18 protein-coding genes are annotated in these 18280 nt (G+C 63.0%); 1 reads left to right on the forward strand and 17 read right to left on the reverse strand.

Annotated elements, in window-relative coordinates:
- Nucleotides 1–21: 21 nt before the first annotated feature.
- Both FY258_RS04385 and FY258_RS04390 read right to left on the reverse strand, forming a co-directional pair.
- Complete coding sequence (locus FY258_RS04385) at nucleotides 22–1260, reverse strand: deoxyguanosinetriphosphate triphosphohydrolase family protein (protein WP_118103446.1); 1239 nt, start codon at nucleotides 1258–1260, stop codon at nucleotides 22–24.
- 71 nt (nucleotides 1261–1331) lie between these two features.
- Nucleotides 1332–1790, reverse strand: a complete 459-nt coding sequence (locus FY258_RS04390; RefSeq protein WP_182279415.1) for a prepilin peptidase — start codon at nucleotides 1788–1790, stop codon at nucleotides 1332–1334.
- Between the two features lie 60 nt (nucleotides 1791–1850).
- On the opposite strand from FY258_RS04390, the gene FY258_RS04395 reads away from it, so the two are divergent.
- Complete coding sequence (locus FY258_RS04395; RefSeq protein ID WP_118103450.1) at nucleotides 1851–2204, forward strand: hypothetical protein; 354 nt, start codon at nucleotides 1851–1853, stop codon at nucleotides 2202–2204.
- A gap of 66 nt (nucleotides 2205–2270) precedes the next feature.
- On the opposite strand, the gene FY258_RS04400 is transcribed toward FY258_RS04395, so the two are convergent.
- The 15 genes from FY258_RS04400 to FY258_RS04470 all read right to left on the reverse strand — a co-directional run bounded on the left by FY258_RS04400 (nucleotide 2271) and on the right by FY258_RS04470 (nucleotide 18270).
- A complete protein-coding gene (locus tag FY258_RS04400; RefSeq protein WP_118103451.1) occupies nucleotides 2271–3545 on the reverse strand; it encodes a glycosyltransferase family 2 protein in 1275 nt (424 codons plus the stop codon).
- Between the two features lie 132 nt (nucleotides 3546–3677).
- A complete protein-coding gene (locus tag FY258_RS04405) occupies nucleotides 3678–4694 on the reverse strand; it encodes an RluA family pseudouridine synthase (protein ID WP_118103453.1) in 1017 nt (338 codons plus the stop codon).
- On the reverse strand, nucleotides 4694–5365 hold the full coding sequence (gene lspA, locus FY258_RS04410) for a signal peptidase II (RefSeq protein WP_259324440.1): 672 nt from the start codon (nucleotides 5363–5365) through the stop codon (nucleotides 4694–4696). Before lspA ends, FY258_RS04405 begins: the two co-directional genes overlap by 1 nt.
- 89 nt (nucleotides 5366–5454) lie before the next feature.
- Nucleotides 5455–8283: an isoleucine--tRNA ligase gene (gene ileS / locus FY258_RS04415; RefSeq protein WP_118103457.1), complete on the reverse strand. Its 2829-nt coding sequence runs from the start codon at nucleotides 8281–8283 to the stop codon at nucleotides 5455–5457.
- Nucleotides 8284–8793: 510 nt separating this feature from the next.
- Nucleotides 8794–9231: a 2-thiouracil desulfurase family protein gene (locus FY258_RS04420; protein WP_118103459.1), complete on the reverse strand. Its 438-nt coding sequence runs from the start codon at nucleotides 9229–9231 to the stop codon at nucleotides 8794–8796.
- Between the two features lie 68 nt (nucleotides 9232–9299).
- Nucleotides 9300–9560: a 30S ribosomal protein S20 gene (gene rpsT, locus FY258_RS04425; RefSeq protein WP_118103461.1), complete on the reverse strand. Its 261-nt coding sequence runs from the start codon at nucleotides 9558–9560 to the stop codon at nucleotides 9300–9302.
- Between the two features lie 188 nt (nucleotides 9561–9748).
- Nucleotides 9749–10720, reverse strand: coding sequence for a DNA polymerase III subunit delta (gene holA, locus FY258_RS04430; protein ID WP_118103463.1), 972 nt, complete (start codon nucleotides 10718–10720; stop codon nucleotides 9749–9751).
- Nucleotides 10721–10772: 52 nt separating this feature from the next.
- Nucleotides 10773–13031: a DNA internalization-related competence protein ComEC/Rec2 gene (locus FY258_RS04435; protein ID WP_182279416.1), complete on the reverse strand. Its 2259-nt coding sequence runs from the start codon at nucleotides 13029–13031 to the stop codon at nucleotides 10773–10775.
- A gap of 95 nt (nucleotides 13032–13126) precedes the next feature.
- Entirely contained in the window at nucleotides 13127–13738 is a 612-nt protein-coding gene (locus FY258_RS04440; protein WP_259324441.1) for a ComEA family DNA-binding protein, read from the reverse strand.
- A 288-nt stretch (nucleotides 13739–14026) separates the two neighbouring features.
- Entirely contained in the window at nucleotides 14027–15268 is a 1242-nt protein-coding gene (gene thiI / locus FY258_RS04445; RefSeq protein WP_118103469.1) for a tRNA uracil 4-sulfurtransferase ThiI, read from the reverse strand.
- Nucleotides 15269–15553 carry a DNA-directed RNA polymerase subunit omega gene (locus FY258_RS04450; RefSeq protein ID WP_039910223.1) on the reverse strand — a complete coding sequence of 95 codons (285 nt, stop codon included), beginning with the start codon at nucleotides 15551–15553 and terminating at the stop codon, nucleotides 15269–15271.
- A gap of 6 nt (nucleotides 15554–15559) precedes the next feature.
- Nucleotides 15560–16129: a guanylate kinase gene (gene gmk / locus FY258_RS04455; protein WP_118103471.1), complete on the reverse strand. Its 570-nt coding sequence runs from the start codon at nucleotides 16127–16129 to the stop codon at nucleotides 15560–15562.
- Nucleotides 16130–16438 (reverse strand): integration host factor, actinobacterial type, encoded by a 309-nt coding sequence (mihF, locus tag FY258_RS04460; RefSeq protein WP_039910222.1) that lies wholly within the window; start codon nucleotides 16436–16438, stop codon nucleotides 16130–16132.
- Nucleotides 16439–16642: 204 nt separating this feature from the next.
- The gene (pyrF, locus tag FY258_RS04465) at nucleotides 16643–17368 is read right to left on the reverse strand and encodes an orotidine-5'-phosphate decarboxylase (RefSeq protein ID WP_118103473.1); all 726 of its coding nucleotides are present in this window, start codon (nucleotides 17366–17368) and stop codon (nucleotides 16643–16645) included.
- Nucleotides 17362–18270 (reverse strand): dihydroorotate dehydrogenase, encoded by a 909-nt coding sequence (locus FY258_RS04470; protein WP_182279444.1) that lies wholly within the window; start codon nucleotides 18268–18270, stop codon nucleotides 17362–17364. The genes pyrF and FY258_RS04470 overlap by 7 nt, the downstream gene beginning before the upstream one ends.
- Nucleotides 18271–18280 lie beyond the last annotated feature (10 nt).

The following is an 18280-nucleotide window of genomic DNA, read 5'->3' on the forward strand; positions in this document are numbered from 1 at the left end:
TATTCAAACACCTGTTCGTATTCACTCGTTGATGTAGGTACGCTGCGGAAAATCGAGCTCGGGGAACAGCGTGCATGCGAGCTCGATAAAGTAGCCGTCCGTCATGCTGGCAATATAGTCGATCACCGTCTGGTCAAAGTCGCTCGACCAATCGTACGTGCGGCCATAATGCGCAAGCGACTTGTCGATCCTGGCGATGTGGTGCCTAAAGATGGTGCTGTGTTCATCATGCGCCTTGAGGTCGCCGAGGAAGTGCTCGTACATGAGGCTGAACGCCCGCGCCATCATGTCCTTGCGCTCCTCCTCGATCGCAACGGAATGGTAGATCATCGCGTAGTTCTCGCGCTTGGCACGACGGATCTCCTCAAAGAGCTCCTCACTCATCTCGATACGGTCCTTGCCGTAACTGTGCTCGACGATGTCGATTGACGCACGCGTGAGGATCCACGAGTTATACCGGCCGCCCATGCCGTCGGCAAACGCGCCCTCATCCACGAGACCCGCCTCGATGGCGTCTTGGCGGTCGCGCCCGACATAGGCGATGATGTCGGAGATGCGGACCACGCAGGCCTCGAGCGTCATGGGGCGAAGCGTCTTCACGTAGTCGAAATCGCTCGCATAGCAACGATCGACGGTTGCGTCGAACTCCTCAAATCCACTCAAGCCGGACAGCTCGAAGACGCGCTGCTCGTATTCGCCGTTGTGGCAGAGAACGCCATCGAGGGTCTGCAGCGAGAGATTCCTGCCGTACAGTCCGTCCAGGACGCGGACGGAATGGACGTTGTGGAAAAACGAACGGCCGGTCCGAGCCTCGCTGATGTCGTTCAACAACGCCTCCCCCGTATGCCCGAAGGGCGTATGGCCGAGGTCGTGCCCGAGGCCGATCGCCTCGATGAGGTCGCAATTGAGGCCGAGCGCGCGGCCGATGTCGCGCGCGATGCGGGCAACGAGCTGCACGTGCAGCCCGCGACGGGACAGGTCATCGTTGCTGCGGAAGCTGAAGACCTGCGTCTTGCCGTTATAGCGGTTGTATGCGGGAAGGTGCAAGATCTTCTCGGTGTCGCGCACGTAGGAGGGGCGCCAGATGCTGTTGCGATCGGCCGGGCGGTCCTCCCTGCGGATCACGTCCTCATCGAGCGCACGGTAGGGATTGACCCAACCCCGCGCGCGATTATCCTCCATACGCTCGACGAGTCCGCAGGACAGCTGGTCGGGCATGGAATTCAGGCGGTCGAACAAGGTGCTCTCGGTCGTGCTCATACGCTCATCCAATCTCTCGCGATTTCATGCGCTTATAGTCGCATACCGAGCGGACAAAACACGGTCCAGCTTCACGGAAGCAAAGCAGCGAGCGGGACGAGTGCACACCCAATGGCGACGAACGGCAGCAGCGGCAGGGCATCCCGTCGCGCCAGCAAGCCGCAAACGGCAAGCAAGCACAATCCCAAGATAAACGAAGCGAGTGCATAGAGCGGGTCGGCCAACATGAGGGCGGCGAGGAACTTGACGTCTCCCCCACCGAGCCCTGCGGCTCCGCCGTGCATGCGGCGCCAAAGGGTCTCGGTCGCAAGCAACAACGCCATCACCGCAGCGGCCGCCAATGCATGCCAGGCAAAACCGCGGATGCCACCATGCATCAACCCAAAGATGGCGCTCGTGGCCGCCAACAAGACCGAAAGGGCATGCGGAAACCGTCGCTCACGCGCATCGATAAAGGCGGCCGCTGCAATCTCGCCCGCAAGGAAGATCGGGACGAGCACGTCGAGGACGGTCGAAAGTTGCGTGGGCATGACCGCCTCCTTCACCATCGGTATAATGGGTTAAAAACCGCGAATGCATGCGAGGACACCATGGAAGCACCCTCTTTTGATTACAGCAAGATAGCACCGAACGCCTCCGAGGACGCCGATCTCGTCCCGCGCCAACCGGTGATCGAGAGCGCCAGCGCGTCCACCGCGAATCAGGCGAACGATTCGAACTTCGCCTACATCCTCACCGGATGCGTCTTGGGCGGCCTCGCCGTGTTCACCATCGCGTTCCTGTGGTTGGCCTTCGGCGTCATGCAGTCTGCCGTAACCGCCCCCTACATGTACGACCACATTGAGGAGTCCCACACCGATTCTTGGGATGACTATTCGAGCGAGCTCGAGGAATTCGAAGACCAGCTGTGGAACGAGTACCACAGCAGTCACCGCTACGCGTAGCGCCCATCCGCACCCACTTGAGACCGAAAGACCCCGCCGCCCATCATCGGGCCGCGGGGTCCATTGTTACTTTGCGCCGTCGAGCACCTCGTCGAGCGTGACGCTCACATCGTGCGGCGTGGGCACCCAGTCGACTTTGAGGAACAGTGCGGCCACGGTAAGCGGCACGTAGGTGAACATGAACAGCGGGAACGTGAACAGGTTGGTAAAGATGCGCCATTTCTGAGCGCAATGGATGTGCTTCCACTCGGTGATGGTGGTGAACAACCCCATGACGAAGAACGTGGCGTACATGTAGGCGAAGATCATGATGACCGACCCGATGGCCATCTCTATCTCGGCATCCGTGGCCAAGAAGCCATGACTCAAGCTGCCTACCGCGATGAACGTCACGTTGACCAGCAGGCACATGAGCGTCAGCAGCATCGCCGGACCGACGACCATGAGCATGTCGTAGGCCGCAAACCGATGGAACTTGCCGATGGACTTGAAGATATGGCGTCCGTAGGTGAACAGAACCTGGTAGAAGCCTTTTGTCCAGCGCATGCGCTGCTTAATCGAGGCCTTGAGCGTAACCGGCTGCTCATCGAAGAACTCGGCTGGCGCGTACCCAATCCGAACGCCGTGGATGGCGCAGAACGTCGAGAACTGGATATCCTCGGTCAGTGTGTGGAAATCCCAGCCTTTCATGCCCTCGATGAGCTTGGCGCTCACCAGATACCCCGAGCCCGACACGGCGCAGGAGGTATGGCAGATCATGCGGGCGTTGTTGAGATAGCGGGCCTCGCGGATGAACCAGGTCGCATAAGCCGAGGAGATCCAGCTGCTGCCGAAGTTCTTGGAGTTGCGGTAGCTCGTGAGCGCGAGATAGCCCTGGTCGAATGCGTCGTTCATGATGGTGACGTAATCACGGGAAAGCAGGTTGTCGGCGTCGAAGATGAAGAACGCCTCGTGCTTGCCGGGGTACTCGCGAAGAATCCGGTCGAACCCGTAATCCATGACCCAACTCTTGCCCTTGCGCGAGAGGTCGTTGCGCTCGTAGACGATGGCGCCCGCCTCGCGCGCGGCCTGGGCGGTGTTATCCGTGCAGGCGTCTGCCACCACGAAGACGTCGATCAACTCGGACGGATAATCCTGGTCCTTGATCGATTTGACCAGGTTGGCGATGACCGCCTCTTCGTTATGGGCGGCGATGAAGAACGCATAGGTATGTTGCTTCTTCGCCGGGGGGATCTTCACCTGGCCGCGAATGAGACCGATGAAGAAGAAAACCACCTGATACAGGAAGCAGACAGAGAACACCAGACCGACGATGGTGTTGAAGATGACAATCGGAGTCAAAGCATCTCCCGAGACGAAGGGTGCAGACCGTTCAAGTGTACGCCACTGGATGGGCCTTATGGCATCCGGCAGGATATGAACATGACTGAGGCGGGTGCACCACGCCGATGAACAGCGGGCACACCCTCAAACTCAGTCCTCGAGCAAGCCGAGTTGCGGAACGATGACGTCGCCCGCGGCCGTGCGGCCGAGCGAGCGATCGTGCAGCTCCTCGAGGGCGGCGGCGAGATCCCAGGGAAGCTCGTCGCGACAGCTCACGACCTCACCGGTGATGGGATGCTCGAACTGGACGCTCCACGAATGCAGGAACTGACGATCGAGGTCGAGGTTCATGCGCCCGTTGCCCTTGCCGTAGAGCGGGTCGCCCACGAGCGGATGGTGGATATGGCGCATGTGCACGCGGATCTGATGGGTGCGCCCGGTGTAGAGGTGGCACTCGACGAGCGTGTACCCCTCATCTCCGCGCGCGGGCTCGAAGCGCTCGAGCACCTGGAAGGTGGTGATAGCCTGACGGGCGAACGGATCGTCGGACACGGCCATCTTCACACGGTCGCGCGTGGACCGCGCGATGCCGGTGTTGATCGTACCCTCATCCATCACGATCTCGCCGTGGACGAGCGTGATGTAGCGACGGTCGAGCGTGCGCGTGCGAATCAGATTCTGCAGGGCGCGCTGCGTGTCGTCGTCCTTGGCCGCTAACATGAGGCCGGACGTGTCGCGGTCGAGTCTGTGTACGATGCCGGGGCGATCCTCGCCCTGGACCGTGCCAAGGTGCTCGATCCCGCAATGGTAGACAAGTGCGTTGGCCAGGGTGCCGTCCTCATGTCCATGAGCGGGGTGACACACCAGACCGCGCTGCTTGGACAGCACAAGGAGATGGTCGTCCTCATAGCGGATGTCGAGCGGAATGGCCTGAGGCACGATCGCCCCCGGCTCGCGCACCTCGGGAAGCTCGATGGAGATGCGGTCACCCTCGCAAACGACCTGCTTCTTGGACAGACATGTCTCACCGTTGACGGCAACGGCACCGGCCTCGACCAGCTTCGCACAGGCAGAGCGTGAGGGGCAGGCATCCTGGGCCCCCAGATAGGCGTCGAGGCGCTCACCGGCCGACTCGGACGATACGAGCAGATGCACGTCGGCCGCCATTACGCATCACCGCCGTCGGCGGGGACGTCCTCGCCCTCCGGGCGCGCGGAATCTGCGCCGTGCGCATCGGAAGCGGCGCGTGCGCGACGGACACGCTCGGTGCGGCGCTTCTCGCGACGCGCCGCCGCGGCCTCATCACGGGCGTTCAGCTCTGCCGTCGCATCGACCTTTGCCGCGGGCGAAAGGAACATAAAGCCCACGAACGCGAAGAAGACGCCCACGCAAATGCCGATATCCGCGACGTTGAAAACCGGGAAGTCGATGAAGTCGGTGGCGATGAAATCGACGACATAGCCGAGGATCAGGCGGTCGATCGCGTTGCCGAGCGCTCCACCGGCCACGAGGCCCAACCCGAGCGTCTCAAGCTTGGAGACCTGACGGGTACGAGTCAGGTACTGCAGGATGGCAACGATCACAAGGGCTGCAAAGGCGACGAAGATCAGGCCCATGCCCTCACCGAGGCTAAAGGCGGCGCCCTTGTTCGCCACAAAACGGAAGCTCAAGATCCCCGGAATCACGGAGACGCTCTCCCCCGTCACCATGAGGGTGTTCTTCACGAACACCTTCGTGACATAGTCGAGAGCAAACGTCGTGACGGCGGCGATCAACGCCACGCAGGCACGCCACGATAGAGACGGCTGGAAGGCCGCTTCCGTCTTCTTGTCTGCCACGTCGGCCCCTTTCATCAGAGGCTCGGGAGGGGTCAAGCGCCCCACCCGAGCCTCGGCATGTTCAATTCGTACGCGTCGCGAGCAGGAGTTTAGGCCAGTGCGGCGGCGCAGCGGTCGCAGATGTGGGCATGCTCGCCGTGGACGCCCGTGCTCTCGCGGAAGTTCCAGCAACGGTCGCAGGCCTCGCCATGCGCGGCCTCGATCTCGGCGGTGAACTCCTCTCCCTCGACCAGCTCCACCTCGGAGACGATGTAGAACTCGGCAAGGTCGACGGCCTTGTCACCGGTGAGCAGGGCGAAAGCCTCTGCCGGAGCGGTCGCCTTCACGCGAACCTGCTGGCTCTTGGTGAAGGTGCCCTCGGCACGCGCGGCCTCGATGGCCTTGGTGACAACGCTGCGGAGCTCGAGCGACGCCTCGAGGACGCCGGCGAACTCGTTGGCCTGCTCGAGCGTGATGGGGCTCTTGTACCAATCGAGCAGCGCCGCGTACTCCTGGTTGTCGCGGCAACCGGCGGGAGCAAACTCCATGGCCTCGTCGACCGTGTAGGACAGAATCGGCTGCAGGTCGCGCATGAGCATGGAGAGCAGCTCAGCCACGACGGTCTGCGCGCTGCGCATCTCGTGGCTGCCGGGCTTCTCGCAGTACAGGCGGTCCTTCAGCGCGTCAAGGTAAACGTTGGAGAGCTCGGTGACCACGAAGTCGTACAGCGTGCGGTAGGCGCGGTTGAACTCGAAGCCCTCGTACGCGGCGTCGACCTCGGCCTGCACCTGCGTGAGGCGGGCGAGCATGAGCTTGTCGAGCGGCATGAGCTCGTCAAAGGCCACGCCGTCGGTCGTGGGCTCGAACTGGCCCTCGAGCACGGACAGCAGGAAGCGTAGGGTGTTGCGGAAACGACGGTACGCATCGGACGTGCGGGCGAGGATCTCGGTGTCGCACGCGACGTCGGTGGAGGTGTCCACGGAGGCAACCCACAGACGGATGATGTCGGCACCCATCTCGTCGCAGATCTTGTTGGGGTCGATCACGTTACCGAGCGACTTGGACATCTTGCGGCCCTGGCCGTCCAGGGTGAAGCCCTGGGAGATGACGGCCTTGTACGGAGCGATGCCGTTGGTGCCCACGGAGGTCAGCAGCGAAGACTGGAACCAGCCGCGGTGCTGGTCGGAGCCCTCGAGGTAGACGTCCGCCGGGTACTTGAGCTCGGGGCGGTACTCGCACACGGCCTTCCAGGACACGCCGGAGTCCCACCACACGTCGAGGATGTCACGATCGGCCTTGAGGTGATGGCCGCCGCACTTGGGGCACACGCAGGCGTCGCCGAGGTAGGACTCGGGAGCATCGGTGAACCAGGCGTCGGAGCCCTTCTCATGGAACAGAGCGATGACCGCGTCGAGCGTGTCGTCGTTCATGATCTTCTCGCCACAGTCGGCGCAGGTGAAGGACGGAATCGGCACGCCCCAGTTGCGCTGACGGGAGATGCACCAATCGGGACGCTGCTCCACCATGGCGCCGATGCGGTTGACGGCGTGCTCGGGATACCAGGACACGTGGTTGCGCACCTGGTCGAGCGCCTGCTCGCGCAGGCCGGTCTTGTCCATGGAGACGAACCACTGATCGGTGGCACGGAAGAGCACCGGGTTCTTGCAGCGCCAGCAATGCGGGTAACTGTGGGTGATCTTGACCTCTGCCACGAGCATGCCGCGGTCGCGCAGGAACTGGATGATGCGCGGGTTGGCCTCGTCGGTGTCCATGCCGGAGAACGGGCCGCCGGCACCGAACTCGTCGCCGTTGTAGAAGCGACCGCCGTCGTCGACGGGCATGCAGACGTCCATGCCCTCCTTCATGCAGACGTAGTAGTCGTCCACACCGTGGCCGGGCGAGTTGTGAACGATACCGGTACCGTCCTCGGTGCCCACGTAGTCGGCCAGCAGGGCGACGCCCTCGACACCGTCGAAGACGGGCTGCTTGTAATGCAGGTGATCGAGCACCTCGGCGGGCACCTCGTAAGGCTTACCGTCGACCATCACGGGGGTGACATCCCAGCCGGCGATGCCGCAGACCTTCTCGGCGAGGTCCTTGAGCATGATCTCGGCGCGGCCGTCGTGCTCGATGGCGGTATAGATCGCCTCAGGCTTGAGAGAGACCGCCTGGTCGGACGGGATGGTCCAGGGCGTGGTGGTCCAAATCACGAAGTCGACCGGGCCATCGAAGGACTCGAGGCCGGCGGGTTTGCTCGTCAGCTCGAAGCGGACGTAGATGGACGGGCTCGTCTCGTCGGCGTACTCGATCTCGGCCTCGGCGAGCGCGGTGTGGCAGTGCTTGCACCAATGGACCGGCTTGTGGCCGCGATACACCATGCCGCGGTCGAACATGGCCTTGAAGGCCTCGATGTCGGCGGCGTCATGCTGATGGTAGAGCGTGAGGTAGGGATTGTCCCAATCGCCCAGAACGCCCAGGCGCTTGAAGCCCTCGCGCTGCAGGTCGATGTTCTCGACGGCGAACTTGTTGCAGAGCTCGCGGATCTCGGCCGTGGAGGCCTGATTGAACTTCTCGGTGCCCATCTGGGTCTCGACCTTGTGCTCGATAGGCTGGCCGTGGCAGTCCCAACCGGGCACGTACGGGGTCTCATAACCCTGCATGGCCTTGTAGCGGTTGATCATGTCCTTGGCGATCTTGTTCATCGCGTGACCCAGGTGGATGGGACCGTTGGCATAGGGAGGACCGTCGTGCAGGACGAACTTCTCGTGGCCCTGGTTCTTCTTGAGCATGAGCTCGTACACGTGATTCTGCTGCCAGCGCTTGAGACGCTCCGGCTCGCGCTGCGCCAGGGCCGCCCTCATGGGAAACTTGGTCTTGGGCAGGTTCATGGTCTGCTTGTACTCGTTTGCCACGAATACCCCTCTCTGTTGTGGGCGCATGAAAAAAGCGCCCGTCCTAGCTCAAGCTGGGACGAAGCGCCTATGAATGCGGGAAGCAGACCCGCGTGCGTTTCGCTATACCACCCAGCTCAAAGGTTCGCGCGATCGCGCTTCCCTCGTACTCGGCTGGTCTGTCACGACGACCATCCCGGCGACGCCTACTGGGCGCGAACGCGCCGTTGGGGCCGCGGCTCCGGGGTGATATTCGATGCGGCCGCACGCACCCGGATCGCAGCTTCCCGGGCTCTCTTCGCCGTGCGGGTCCGACCTACTCGTCCCCATCAACGCCTGTGAGTCGACATGATAGCACGGGCGGACCGCACAGAGGGCGAAACTCACAGCCCGACCACGTCGAGCAAACGATCATGAAGCCCTGCGCCACAACGCCACGCCAAATCAGCGCAAAACGTTCCCCAAAACGTACACTTATTTTTCAAAACCCCAGGATTCGGATTTCAAAGTGTACGTTTTGGGGAACGTTTTGCTCCAATATACCGGCATTCGGTGAACTCAGACGTCGGCCACGTCCACGATTCGCACTCCCCCGCGCTCAAGGGCCTCCGCGAACAGCCCTTGACCGGGAATCAAGCGACCGGTGAACGTGCCATCGTACACCTCACGCACGCCACAGCTCGGACTACGAGACTGCAAAACGGCGGCGACCAGCTCTCCCGACTCGATATGCGATTCAAGCCGCGCCATCTCAGCGGCGACGCCCGCGCGATACTCGGCATCCACGCTGACGCCCAGGTCGTTCACAACCTCCCCGTCAACGATCTCCGCGGGAGGACGAGGCGTGGGAAGACCGCCCGCCACCTCGGGACACACCTGAATAACCTCGATCTCGGGATGCTTCGCCAGCTCCGAGAGCAAACGCTCACTGCGGTTATTGCCGCCGCTGTATTTGCAGTTCTCGCCCAGCAGACAGGCGCTTACCGCGATTTTCATGGCACCTCCTATGCAAAACGGGCCCCGCAAGCGGGACCCGTTGAAGAACAAGCTATGTTCGCGAAACCTTAGAGGGTGTTCACGAGCTTCTGGATGCCGGACTTGCGGTTGGCAGCCTGGTTCTTGTGGATGACGCCCTTGGCGACAGCCTTGTCCAGCTTGCGGTAGGCGGTGGTGGCAGCAGCCTGGGCAGCGGCCTTGTCACCAGCCTCAACGGCGGCCTTGACGTGCTTGATAACGGTCTTGAGCTCGGAGCGGATCGCCTTGTTGCGGACGCGAGCAACCTCGCTGGTGCGGATGCGCTTCTTCTGAGACTTGATGTTTGCCATCGGGTTCGGTTCCTTTCGGGTACTTACAAGGTCTTACTATCCGGCCTCTGAGACACGGTTGTTGAGGTCATACGGGCGAGTATTTTACACGCGCAACCCAGCTCACGCAACAGCAATCAAGCAATATGTGCAGGTTGCGCGGGATTATTCACAAGTTCACCCACCAACTCGCCACAATGACCGAGGATTTACCTGCCCCGGCGCTGCTGAGGGCGGCACATGTCCATGACCCACATCTGGAGCGCCAGCTCGCCGTCGCGCGACCCTTTCAGCGCCAACTCGACATCGACTGCCGAGGACAGCGCCTCAAGCAGCTCGTCCATCTTCCATCGACGGGCCCATGAGGCATGGTTCTTGACCTGCCAGGCCTGGACGCCCAGGGCAGAGGCCAGCTGCCCAGCCTGTCCGCGGGCATCGAGGGACTTCGCGATGATGAGCTCACGCAGGCGCGTCACCAGCAACGACCAGATGCGGACCTCGCTCTTGGCCGGCTGCAGCTTGAGCAGTTCAAGCGAACGGGTAAGGTCGCGGGCGGCCACCGCATTGAGAAGCTCCCACGGCTTGACCTCGGCGGTGCGCATGACATGTTGTTCGACGTCGGCGAGCGTGATCTCAGGGGCGTCGATCATCGAGGCGAGCTTCTTGAGTTCGTTGTCGAGCATGCGCATGTTCTCGCCAGCGCGAGAAACCAGGGCCTCGGCGGCGGGGATGCCCATCACCTTCCCGTGCTTCTGCGCCATCTTCGCCACGCGGGGCGGAAGCTCATACGCCTTCATGGGAGCACAGGAAATGACGGCCTTCGCCCCAAGTTTTGCGATCGCCTTGTAGAGCCTCGTGTTCTTCGCAAGCGTTGTGGCGACAACCAAACACACCGTCGTGGGGGCGGGATTGGCAAAATACTCCACCAACGGCTGGCTCACCGCCTTGGGCAGCTTGTCACAGTTCCTCAAAATGACCAAACGAAACTCTGATCCCATGGGAAAGGTGTTGAGGGAGGCAATGATGTCGTCGATCTGCGGGTCCTTGGCCATATCCCGCTCATCGAGGTTGAACGCAGCCATGCCGGACGCGTCCAAGCGCGCCTTCATCTTCTCGATCGTGTGCGAGCTCTTAAGCTCGTCGGAGCCCACGACGAGGTATCCCGGCAACAACTCCGCCATATGTGCAGCCCCTCTCTCACCGGTCAACTGACGTCTCAGTATAGCGAAGCGCTCAGCGCTGCGTTCGAAACCGAGGATACGGATGCCCCGGCGTCACATGAATATCGCCTACGTCCTTAGTGCACAAGAACATCGATCCCGACGCCTCGACCATGCGCACACATGTGGGATTGGGGTGCCCATAGCGATTCCCCTCGCCGGCACTCGCCACGCAAAGCTCCGGCAGCAACGAGTCGAGCGCCTCGGCAGATACCGAAACGCGTGACCCGTGATGCCCGAGCTTCAAGACATCGATATCGCCCACTTCCCCCATATACGATTCGAGTTCATCCCGCTCGGTATCACCGGTCAATAACACGTGAAGGCTCCCGCGTGCCCCCTCATAGGAAACATCCAGCACCGCCGAGTCCGCGTTCTCGTCGCCATGAACCCTGGCATCCGGCCAAATAAGCTCACAGACAAAGGAGCCGACCCGCACCGCATCGCCCTCGCGCAGCTCGCTCACGGCAGGCCCATCGGACAATTCCGCCGGAATATGGTCCGCCGCACCATCCGCAACGTACAACCGATCGACCCGCACACCCTCGAGAACATCGGGAAGGCCGCCCCAATGGTCCTTATCCCAATGCGTGACCACAACACCGTCGAGCCCAAAGACATGATTGCGCGCCAGGGCCGTCCGAGTCGCCTCCCCTATCCCCGCATCAACAAGCAGCTTCGACGGCCCGTCGCGTATCAAGATCGCATCACCCTGCCCGATATCGAGCACGATGACCTCGGGAGGAGCAAAGCGGGTCCAATAGGAAACATGCACAACGATACAGGCGAATACGAGGGCGAGCACGAGAACGAGACGCTTCGGCATGACGGGCCTCCAGCGAACATACACCAGGAGTGCCGCACCGTAAGCGATCGGCGCCACTACCCACGACGACTCGACCGAAACGAGCGCAAACGGAATGCCCGTACACACCTGCGCGAAAAAGACGGATAAGCGTGCAAGGCCGTCGGCGGGCGCCAGGGCGAATTCGGCGATGGCCCCGGCTGCGCCGGACACACCCGCAACCTGGGCAAGCATGTCAGATATAGTTGCCACCCCCGTACCAAGCAAACCGGTCACGAGCAAGCCGCTCATGGCCGGGCCGGCGAGCAGGTTCGCCAGCGGAGATACGAGCGACACCTCGCCGAACACCGGCAAGGTGAGCGGTAACGTGGCCCATTGGGCTACCAACGTGATGGACAAGGCGTCCGCAACGGAAGCGGGGATATGCAGAGCACATAGATGATGCCGAACATAGGGGCCGAACAGGATAATGAACAGCACGCTCGCAACCGAAAGCTGAAACCCAAGGTCATAAACGGCACCGGGATCGACGGCGACCAGGGCGGCCACCGCGATCGCAAGTCCCGAAGGCGCATGCGCGCGGCGATGACCCATGATCGCCGCGGATGCGATCGCCACCATGCAAACCGAACGGATCGCAGAAGGGGCGCCACCGGTGAACACCATGTACGTAGCCATGACGACAAGCATGACCAGCTGCTGCGCTCCTTTTGAGAACCCCACGTGGCGAAGCGTTCGCTCAAGCATGGCCGCGATATAAGCGAAATGGCTTCCCGAAACCGCCACGAGGTGCGTGAGCCCGCAAGCGGAGAAATCGGCCTGAGCCTCCGACTGATTGAGCTCCGTCGTCCTACCGCACACCGTCCCGGCAACCAGCGCCCGATAATCGCTTCCTCCCGCGTCGAGCACGCGCAGCGCACGGGCCCGAAGCGACCCAATCGAAACGCCGCGCGCCTCGGTCCCATGCTCCAAGATCGACACGATACGGGCTGAGGCGACCTCCCCTTTTGCAAAGCGGCTTCGCGCATAGTCGGAGTCATCAAGCGCTTTCACGCGACACACGGCACGCAGGGTCGTCCCATCCTCAAAAGCCTCGTCACTTGAGACGCGAACCGACCCAAGGCGCTTTCCCGTATCGACGTCGACCATGAGAGCGGTCGATGAGAAGCCCCGCTCACCAGCAGAAGGATCGCCGCGGATGAGCAGGACACACGCCCCGCCGCCCGCACCGAGGACCGCACGACTCCCCGCCTGCCATCTCAACAACCATCCGATTGCGGCGACGCACCCAATCAAGACACCCATACCGAGCATCGCAATCGGGCGAGCGACGGAGTCGAAGCGACCCGACCCTCGCAAACGGCGCGCGAGGGTAAACGCCAAGACGGACACCAAGCTCAACGCCCACACGCCGATCCAGGACACCACATCGCCGCCGTCTCGCAGTCGCCACCCCGCTTCGAGCATGAGCAGGGCCGATGCGCATACGCCCGCTGCGAGAAACGCCGTGGGCGGAACATACGGCCGAACCGGCAGATCTCTGCCGCTACCAACCATGCCCATCACACGCATATCGAGCTTTTGAGCTTTTCGAACTTCTTCTCGCCGATGCCGCTCACGCGCATGAGGTCCTCGATGGTCGAGAACGGGCCGTTCGCGTCGCGATCCTCGACGATGGCACGTGCGGTCGACGGCCCCACCCCGGGCAACGCGTCGAGATCCGATTCCGAGGCACAGTTGATGTTGACGGGCCCGTCGGCAGTGGCAACCCCCTGCGCAGACGCCCCAACATCGGGAGCCACGGCTCCCGAACCGCCACCGCCCGCCTCCCCCACACGCGGGACATACACCTGCTGCCCGTCTTGCAGCCTTGCGGCTCGATTGACGCGAGCCGTATCGGCATCAGCGGCAAACCCACCGGCAGCTTCGATGGCATCCCCCACTCGCGAATCGGCCTGCAGGGTCACAAGGGAAGGAGCGCCTACGGCCCCGGCAACATCAACTACGATGACCTCTGGCTTCTCCGGCTTACTCTTAGATCCCGAAACGCCGTCATCCGAAGCGGCGTCGTCATGTTCGACCTCTGCCGCACCTCGCTCCGAACTCCCAGCATCCGAACGCGTGACCAGAACTCCCCCGTCACCGGCACCCGCCGCCCCGAGGGCCCCCGTCACTCCCGCTCCAAGGGCCATGATCAAGAGAGTCGCGACAACCGCCCCGATCACCAGCACCGCCGGCCGCTGCCTCGCATAGAGCCTGCAACGTCTTGCCCATGTCATTCTCTCCTCTTGCACCTGTGCCATATGCGCACCTCCCCTCTTCAAGCATCGCAAGACGGGAGGCGCGAGGCACCGACAATATGAAGCAGCGCCGGTCGGTCTGTATGGCAATCTGGCCGCAACCTGTCCATCGCGGGCAGATTGCGGCCAGATTTAGAGCCAGATTATGGGCAGGCCTGTGGATTACTCAGCGGCCTGGTGGCGAATCTCGATCTCGCTGTGGCGTTCGCGCATGCAACGGGGGCGCTTGTACACCGGCGCCTCAAAATCGACGTACTCGACATGGGAGACCAGGTAATCGATCATCGCCTCGTGATCGAACATCTCCCATGCCTCGTGAACCTCATCGAGCTTTGCATGGGTCTCGGGACGACGCGGCATGAACAGCGTGCAGCAGTCGGGCGCGGTCTCGCACGAGATCTCGTACGTGCCGATCTGCTTGGCGCGCTCGATGATCTCCTGCTTGTCCGAACCGATGAGCGGCCTGAACACCGGGATATCCACGACCTCGTTGACGGCCATGATGTTCTCGAGCGTCTGCGACGCGACCTGGCCGAGCGACTCGCCCGTGACGATGGCCTTGGCGCCCTCGAGGCGCGCGATGCGCTCCGCCACCGAGTACATGACGCGGCGATACATGATCACGCGCAAATCGGACGGGGTCTTCATCGAGATCTCGCGCTGGCAATCGCCGAACGGGACGACGTACATGCGACCGATCTGAACCGCAGGCGCGAGCTGCTCGATGATGTCGCGGCACAGATACTCGCTCGTGTCGGCCGTCTGGGGACGCCCGGAGAAATGGATTGGCACCACGACGGCGCCGCGACGAGCAAGCTGCCAGGTTGCGACCGGAGAATCGATACCCGAGGAAAGCAGCGTCACGACCTTGCCGGCACTGCCCTGCGGCAGGCCGCCCACGCCGCGCATGCTGCGAGCGTATACATACACGCTGCCCTGGACGACGAGCACGTGCACACAGGCATCGGGCTCGCGCATCTGGACCTTCTTCTCGGGATACGCAAGGCAGAGCGCCTCGCCGACCTGACGGTTGAGGTCCATGCTCGTGAGCTCGTAGTCCGTATTCGAGCGGCGTGCGGCGACCTTGAAGGTCTCGAACGGTCCGAATTCGGCGAGCGCATCGATCGCGGCGCGGCAATACTCATCGGGCTCGCGGTTCGTGTGGAACGCCAGCGAGCAGCGGGCGACACCCGGAACCTGGGCGATGAGCGGCATGGCGCGCTCAGCCTCGCCCTTGGTGGAGAAGGTGACGAGAATATGGCCGGAGATGCGCGTCACGCACGAAACGGAAAAGGCGGCCAAGGCCGCCTTCAACGAATCCATGAGGACGCGCTCGAACCGCGTGCGGTTCTTGCCCTTGAGCCCTATCTCGTGATAGTGCACCAGGCATACGCGACTTGCCAATTAGGCCTCCTGGGGGTCGATGTGGCCGAGGGCGGCCTCATAACGCTCGTGGTCGTAGGAGATGGTGCCATCCACGATCTCCTCCATGGCCATGGAGATGGTGTCCTTACCGGACAGCATGACGGTGAGGTCATCGGTGTCCTGGACGGCGAGGACGCGGCTGTGCTGGCCGCGCAGCATGTTGTTGATGTCGCTGGCGCGCTGGGACGCGAGCGAGGAGAGCAGGAACCTATTGTGGTCGGTCTTCTCCAGCAGGTCATCAATGGCAGGCTTCACAACAGACACTTCGGATCAATTCCTTTCGTGACGGTGCAGTACGGCGATGAGCTCCTCCGTGGCACGCTCGAGATCGTCGTTCACGAGGATCTCGTCGTAGCGGTCACGCAGGGCCATCTCGCCTTCGGCGGTGTGGAGACGGAGCTCGAGGGACTCCGGGGTCTCGGAGCCGCGGCCGAGGAGGCGCTCACGCAGGACATCGAGCGACGGGGGCTCGATGAAGATGAGCACGGCCTCGGGGAAGCGCTCCTTGACGGCCAGGGCGCCCTGGACGTCGATCTCCAAAATGAGGGACTGGCCGGTGGAGAGGTTGCGATCGACCTCGCTGGCAAGGGTGCCATAGCGATGGTCGTGTACCTGTGCCCACTCGATGAAGTCGCCGGCCTCGATGCGGGCCGAGAACTCATCTTCGGACAGGAAGTAGTAATTCACGCCGTCCACCTCGCCGGCGCGCGGGCTCCTCGTGGTAGCGGAAACCGTCAGGCCCAGGTTGGGAACCCGGTCGCGCACACGCGCGACAAGAGTGCCCTTCCCTGCGCCTGACGGCCCGGAAATCACGAAGAGCTTTGACTCGCTCTGGCCCACTTACTTGGTGAGCTGCTCGAGGAGCTGCTCGCGCTGGCGGACGCCGAGGCCCTGAACGCGACGGGTGGCGGAGATGCCCAGCTCGTCCATGATCTTGGTGGCCTTGGCCTTGCCATAGCCAGGGAGGGACTCGATGAGGGTGGAGACCTTCATACGGGAAGCGATGGGGTCGTCGGAGTTCAGGACGGAGTCCAGGGACACCTCGCCCTTCTTGATCTTCTCACGGAGCTCGGCACGAGCGTGACGGGCGGCAGCGGCCTTCTCGAGAGCGGCCTTGCGCTGCTCATCGGTGAGCTGAGGAAGCGCCATTTGAACCTCCATAAAACTAGGCATCTTCTAACTGCGTTCGGGGTGCAATACGTGCTTTTACGTGCATGTTTGAACCTTCAACGGCAATCTAGGGTAGTCCATGCTCTGCCAAATTGCAAGATATCGAGCCAAAATCGGCGTCAAAACCCCTGCATAGAGGCCCTATAGAGAAAAGAAGCGCAGGTAGACACCTGCGCTTCATCATTATTTCACGTTCTCGCACAGCTCGGCGACGATGGCCTCGTACGCCTCGACCGGGTCGTCGGCTCCCGTGATGGGACGGCCGACCACGATGTGGCTCGCGCCGCGGGCGATGGCCTGCGACGGCGTGGCGACGCGCGTCTGGTCTCCGAGCTCGGCGCCCGCAGGACGCACGCCCGGCGTGACGATGAGCGCGTCGGGGCCCAGCAGCTCGCGCATGCCTTGCGCCTCCATCGGGGAGCACACGATGCCGTCGATGCCGTTGGCCTGCGCGAGGGACGCCAGGCGGGCGGCCTCCTCGGCAACCGGGGACTCGACGCCGATCTCGGTGAGCGAGTCCTGGCTCATGCTCGTGAGCACGGTGATGGCGACGAGGTTGGGGCGGCGGCCCCGCACCTCCGCGGCCGCCTCGGCACCCTCGCGGCACGCCGCGAGCATGGCGCCGGAGCCCAAGCCGTGCACGGAGAGCAGGTCGGCGCCGGCGAGTGCTGCGGAGCGAGCAGCGCCGCGCACCTGATGCGGGATGTCGTGGAACTTCAGGTCGAGGAAGACCTTGAAACCGCGCTCGTTGAACTCGCGGACGATGGAGGGCCCCTCGGCGTAGAACAGCGTCATGCCGACCTTCAGCCAGGAGGCATGACCGGACAGCGCATCGGCAAGCTCGATGGCGCGGTCACGGTCGCAATCGATCGCGACGATGATACGGTCGCGGGCATCGGTCTCTAGCATTCGAAGGCTCCGATCAACTCGTTGATGTCCTTGACTCCCTGGCTCTCGGCCCAGGCCTCGAGCTCGTGCAGGATGCGCACGGACGCATCGGGCTCGACGAAGTTGGCCATGCCCACGGAGACGCAGCAGGCGCCCGCGAGGATGAACTCAGCCGCGTCCTCACCCGTCATGACGCCGCCGACGCCGCAGATCGGGATATCGACCGCATTGGCGGCCTCCCAGACCATGCGGACGGCGATGGGATGGCACAGCGGGCCGGAGAGGCCGCCCGTGGGCTTGGAGAGCCTGGAGCGGCGCGTGTGCACGTCGATGGACATGCCGGGGATGGAGTTGATGACAGTCAGGCCGTCGGCGCCCTCGGCCTCGAGGGCACGCGCGATCTCGGGGATGCGCACGGGAGCCATCTTGACGAAGAGGGGCTTGTCGGTCACCTTGCGGCAGGCGCGCATGACCTCGGAAGCACCCTGAGGCGTGGAGCCGCAGGCGGCACCGCCGGCAGCGATGTTGGGGCAGCTCACGTTGATCTCGTATCCGGCGGCCCAGGGGCACAGCTCCACGAACATCTCGAGCGCGCGGACGTACTCCTCGGTGGAGTGACCGGCGACCTGGCAGATGACCTGCGTGCCCTTGGCGGTGAGGTCGGACAGCCACGGGCCGGACTGCTCAGCGAAGGCGGCCACACCGGGGTTCTGCAGGCCCACGGAGTTCATCATGCCACCGGGGACCTCGGCCATGCGGGGCGCGGGGTTGCCCGGCCAAGGCTCCGCCGCGCAGCCCTTCGTGGTGATGGCACCGAGCTGACTCACGTTCATGAGCTCGCTGAACTGCCAGCCGTACCCGAACGTGCCGGACGCGGTGTTGATGGGGTTCTTCATCTTCACGCCGCCGAAGTCGACGGCCATATTCACCTGG

This window comes from Collinsella intestinalis, assembly GCF_902364775.2.
Taxonomy (GTDB): domain Bacteria; phylum Actinomycetota; class Coriobacteriia; order Coriobacteriales; family Coriobacteriaceae; genus Collinsella.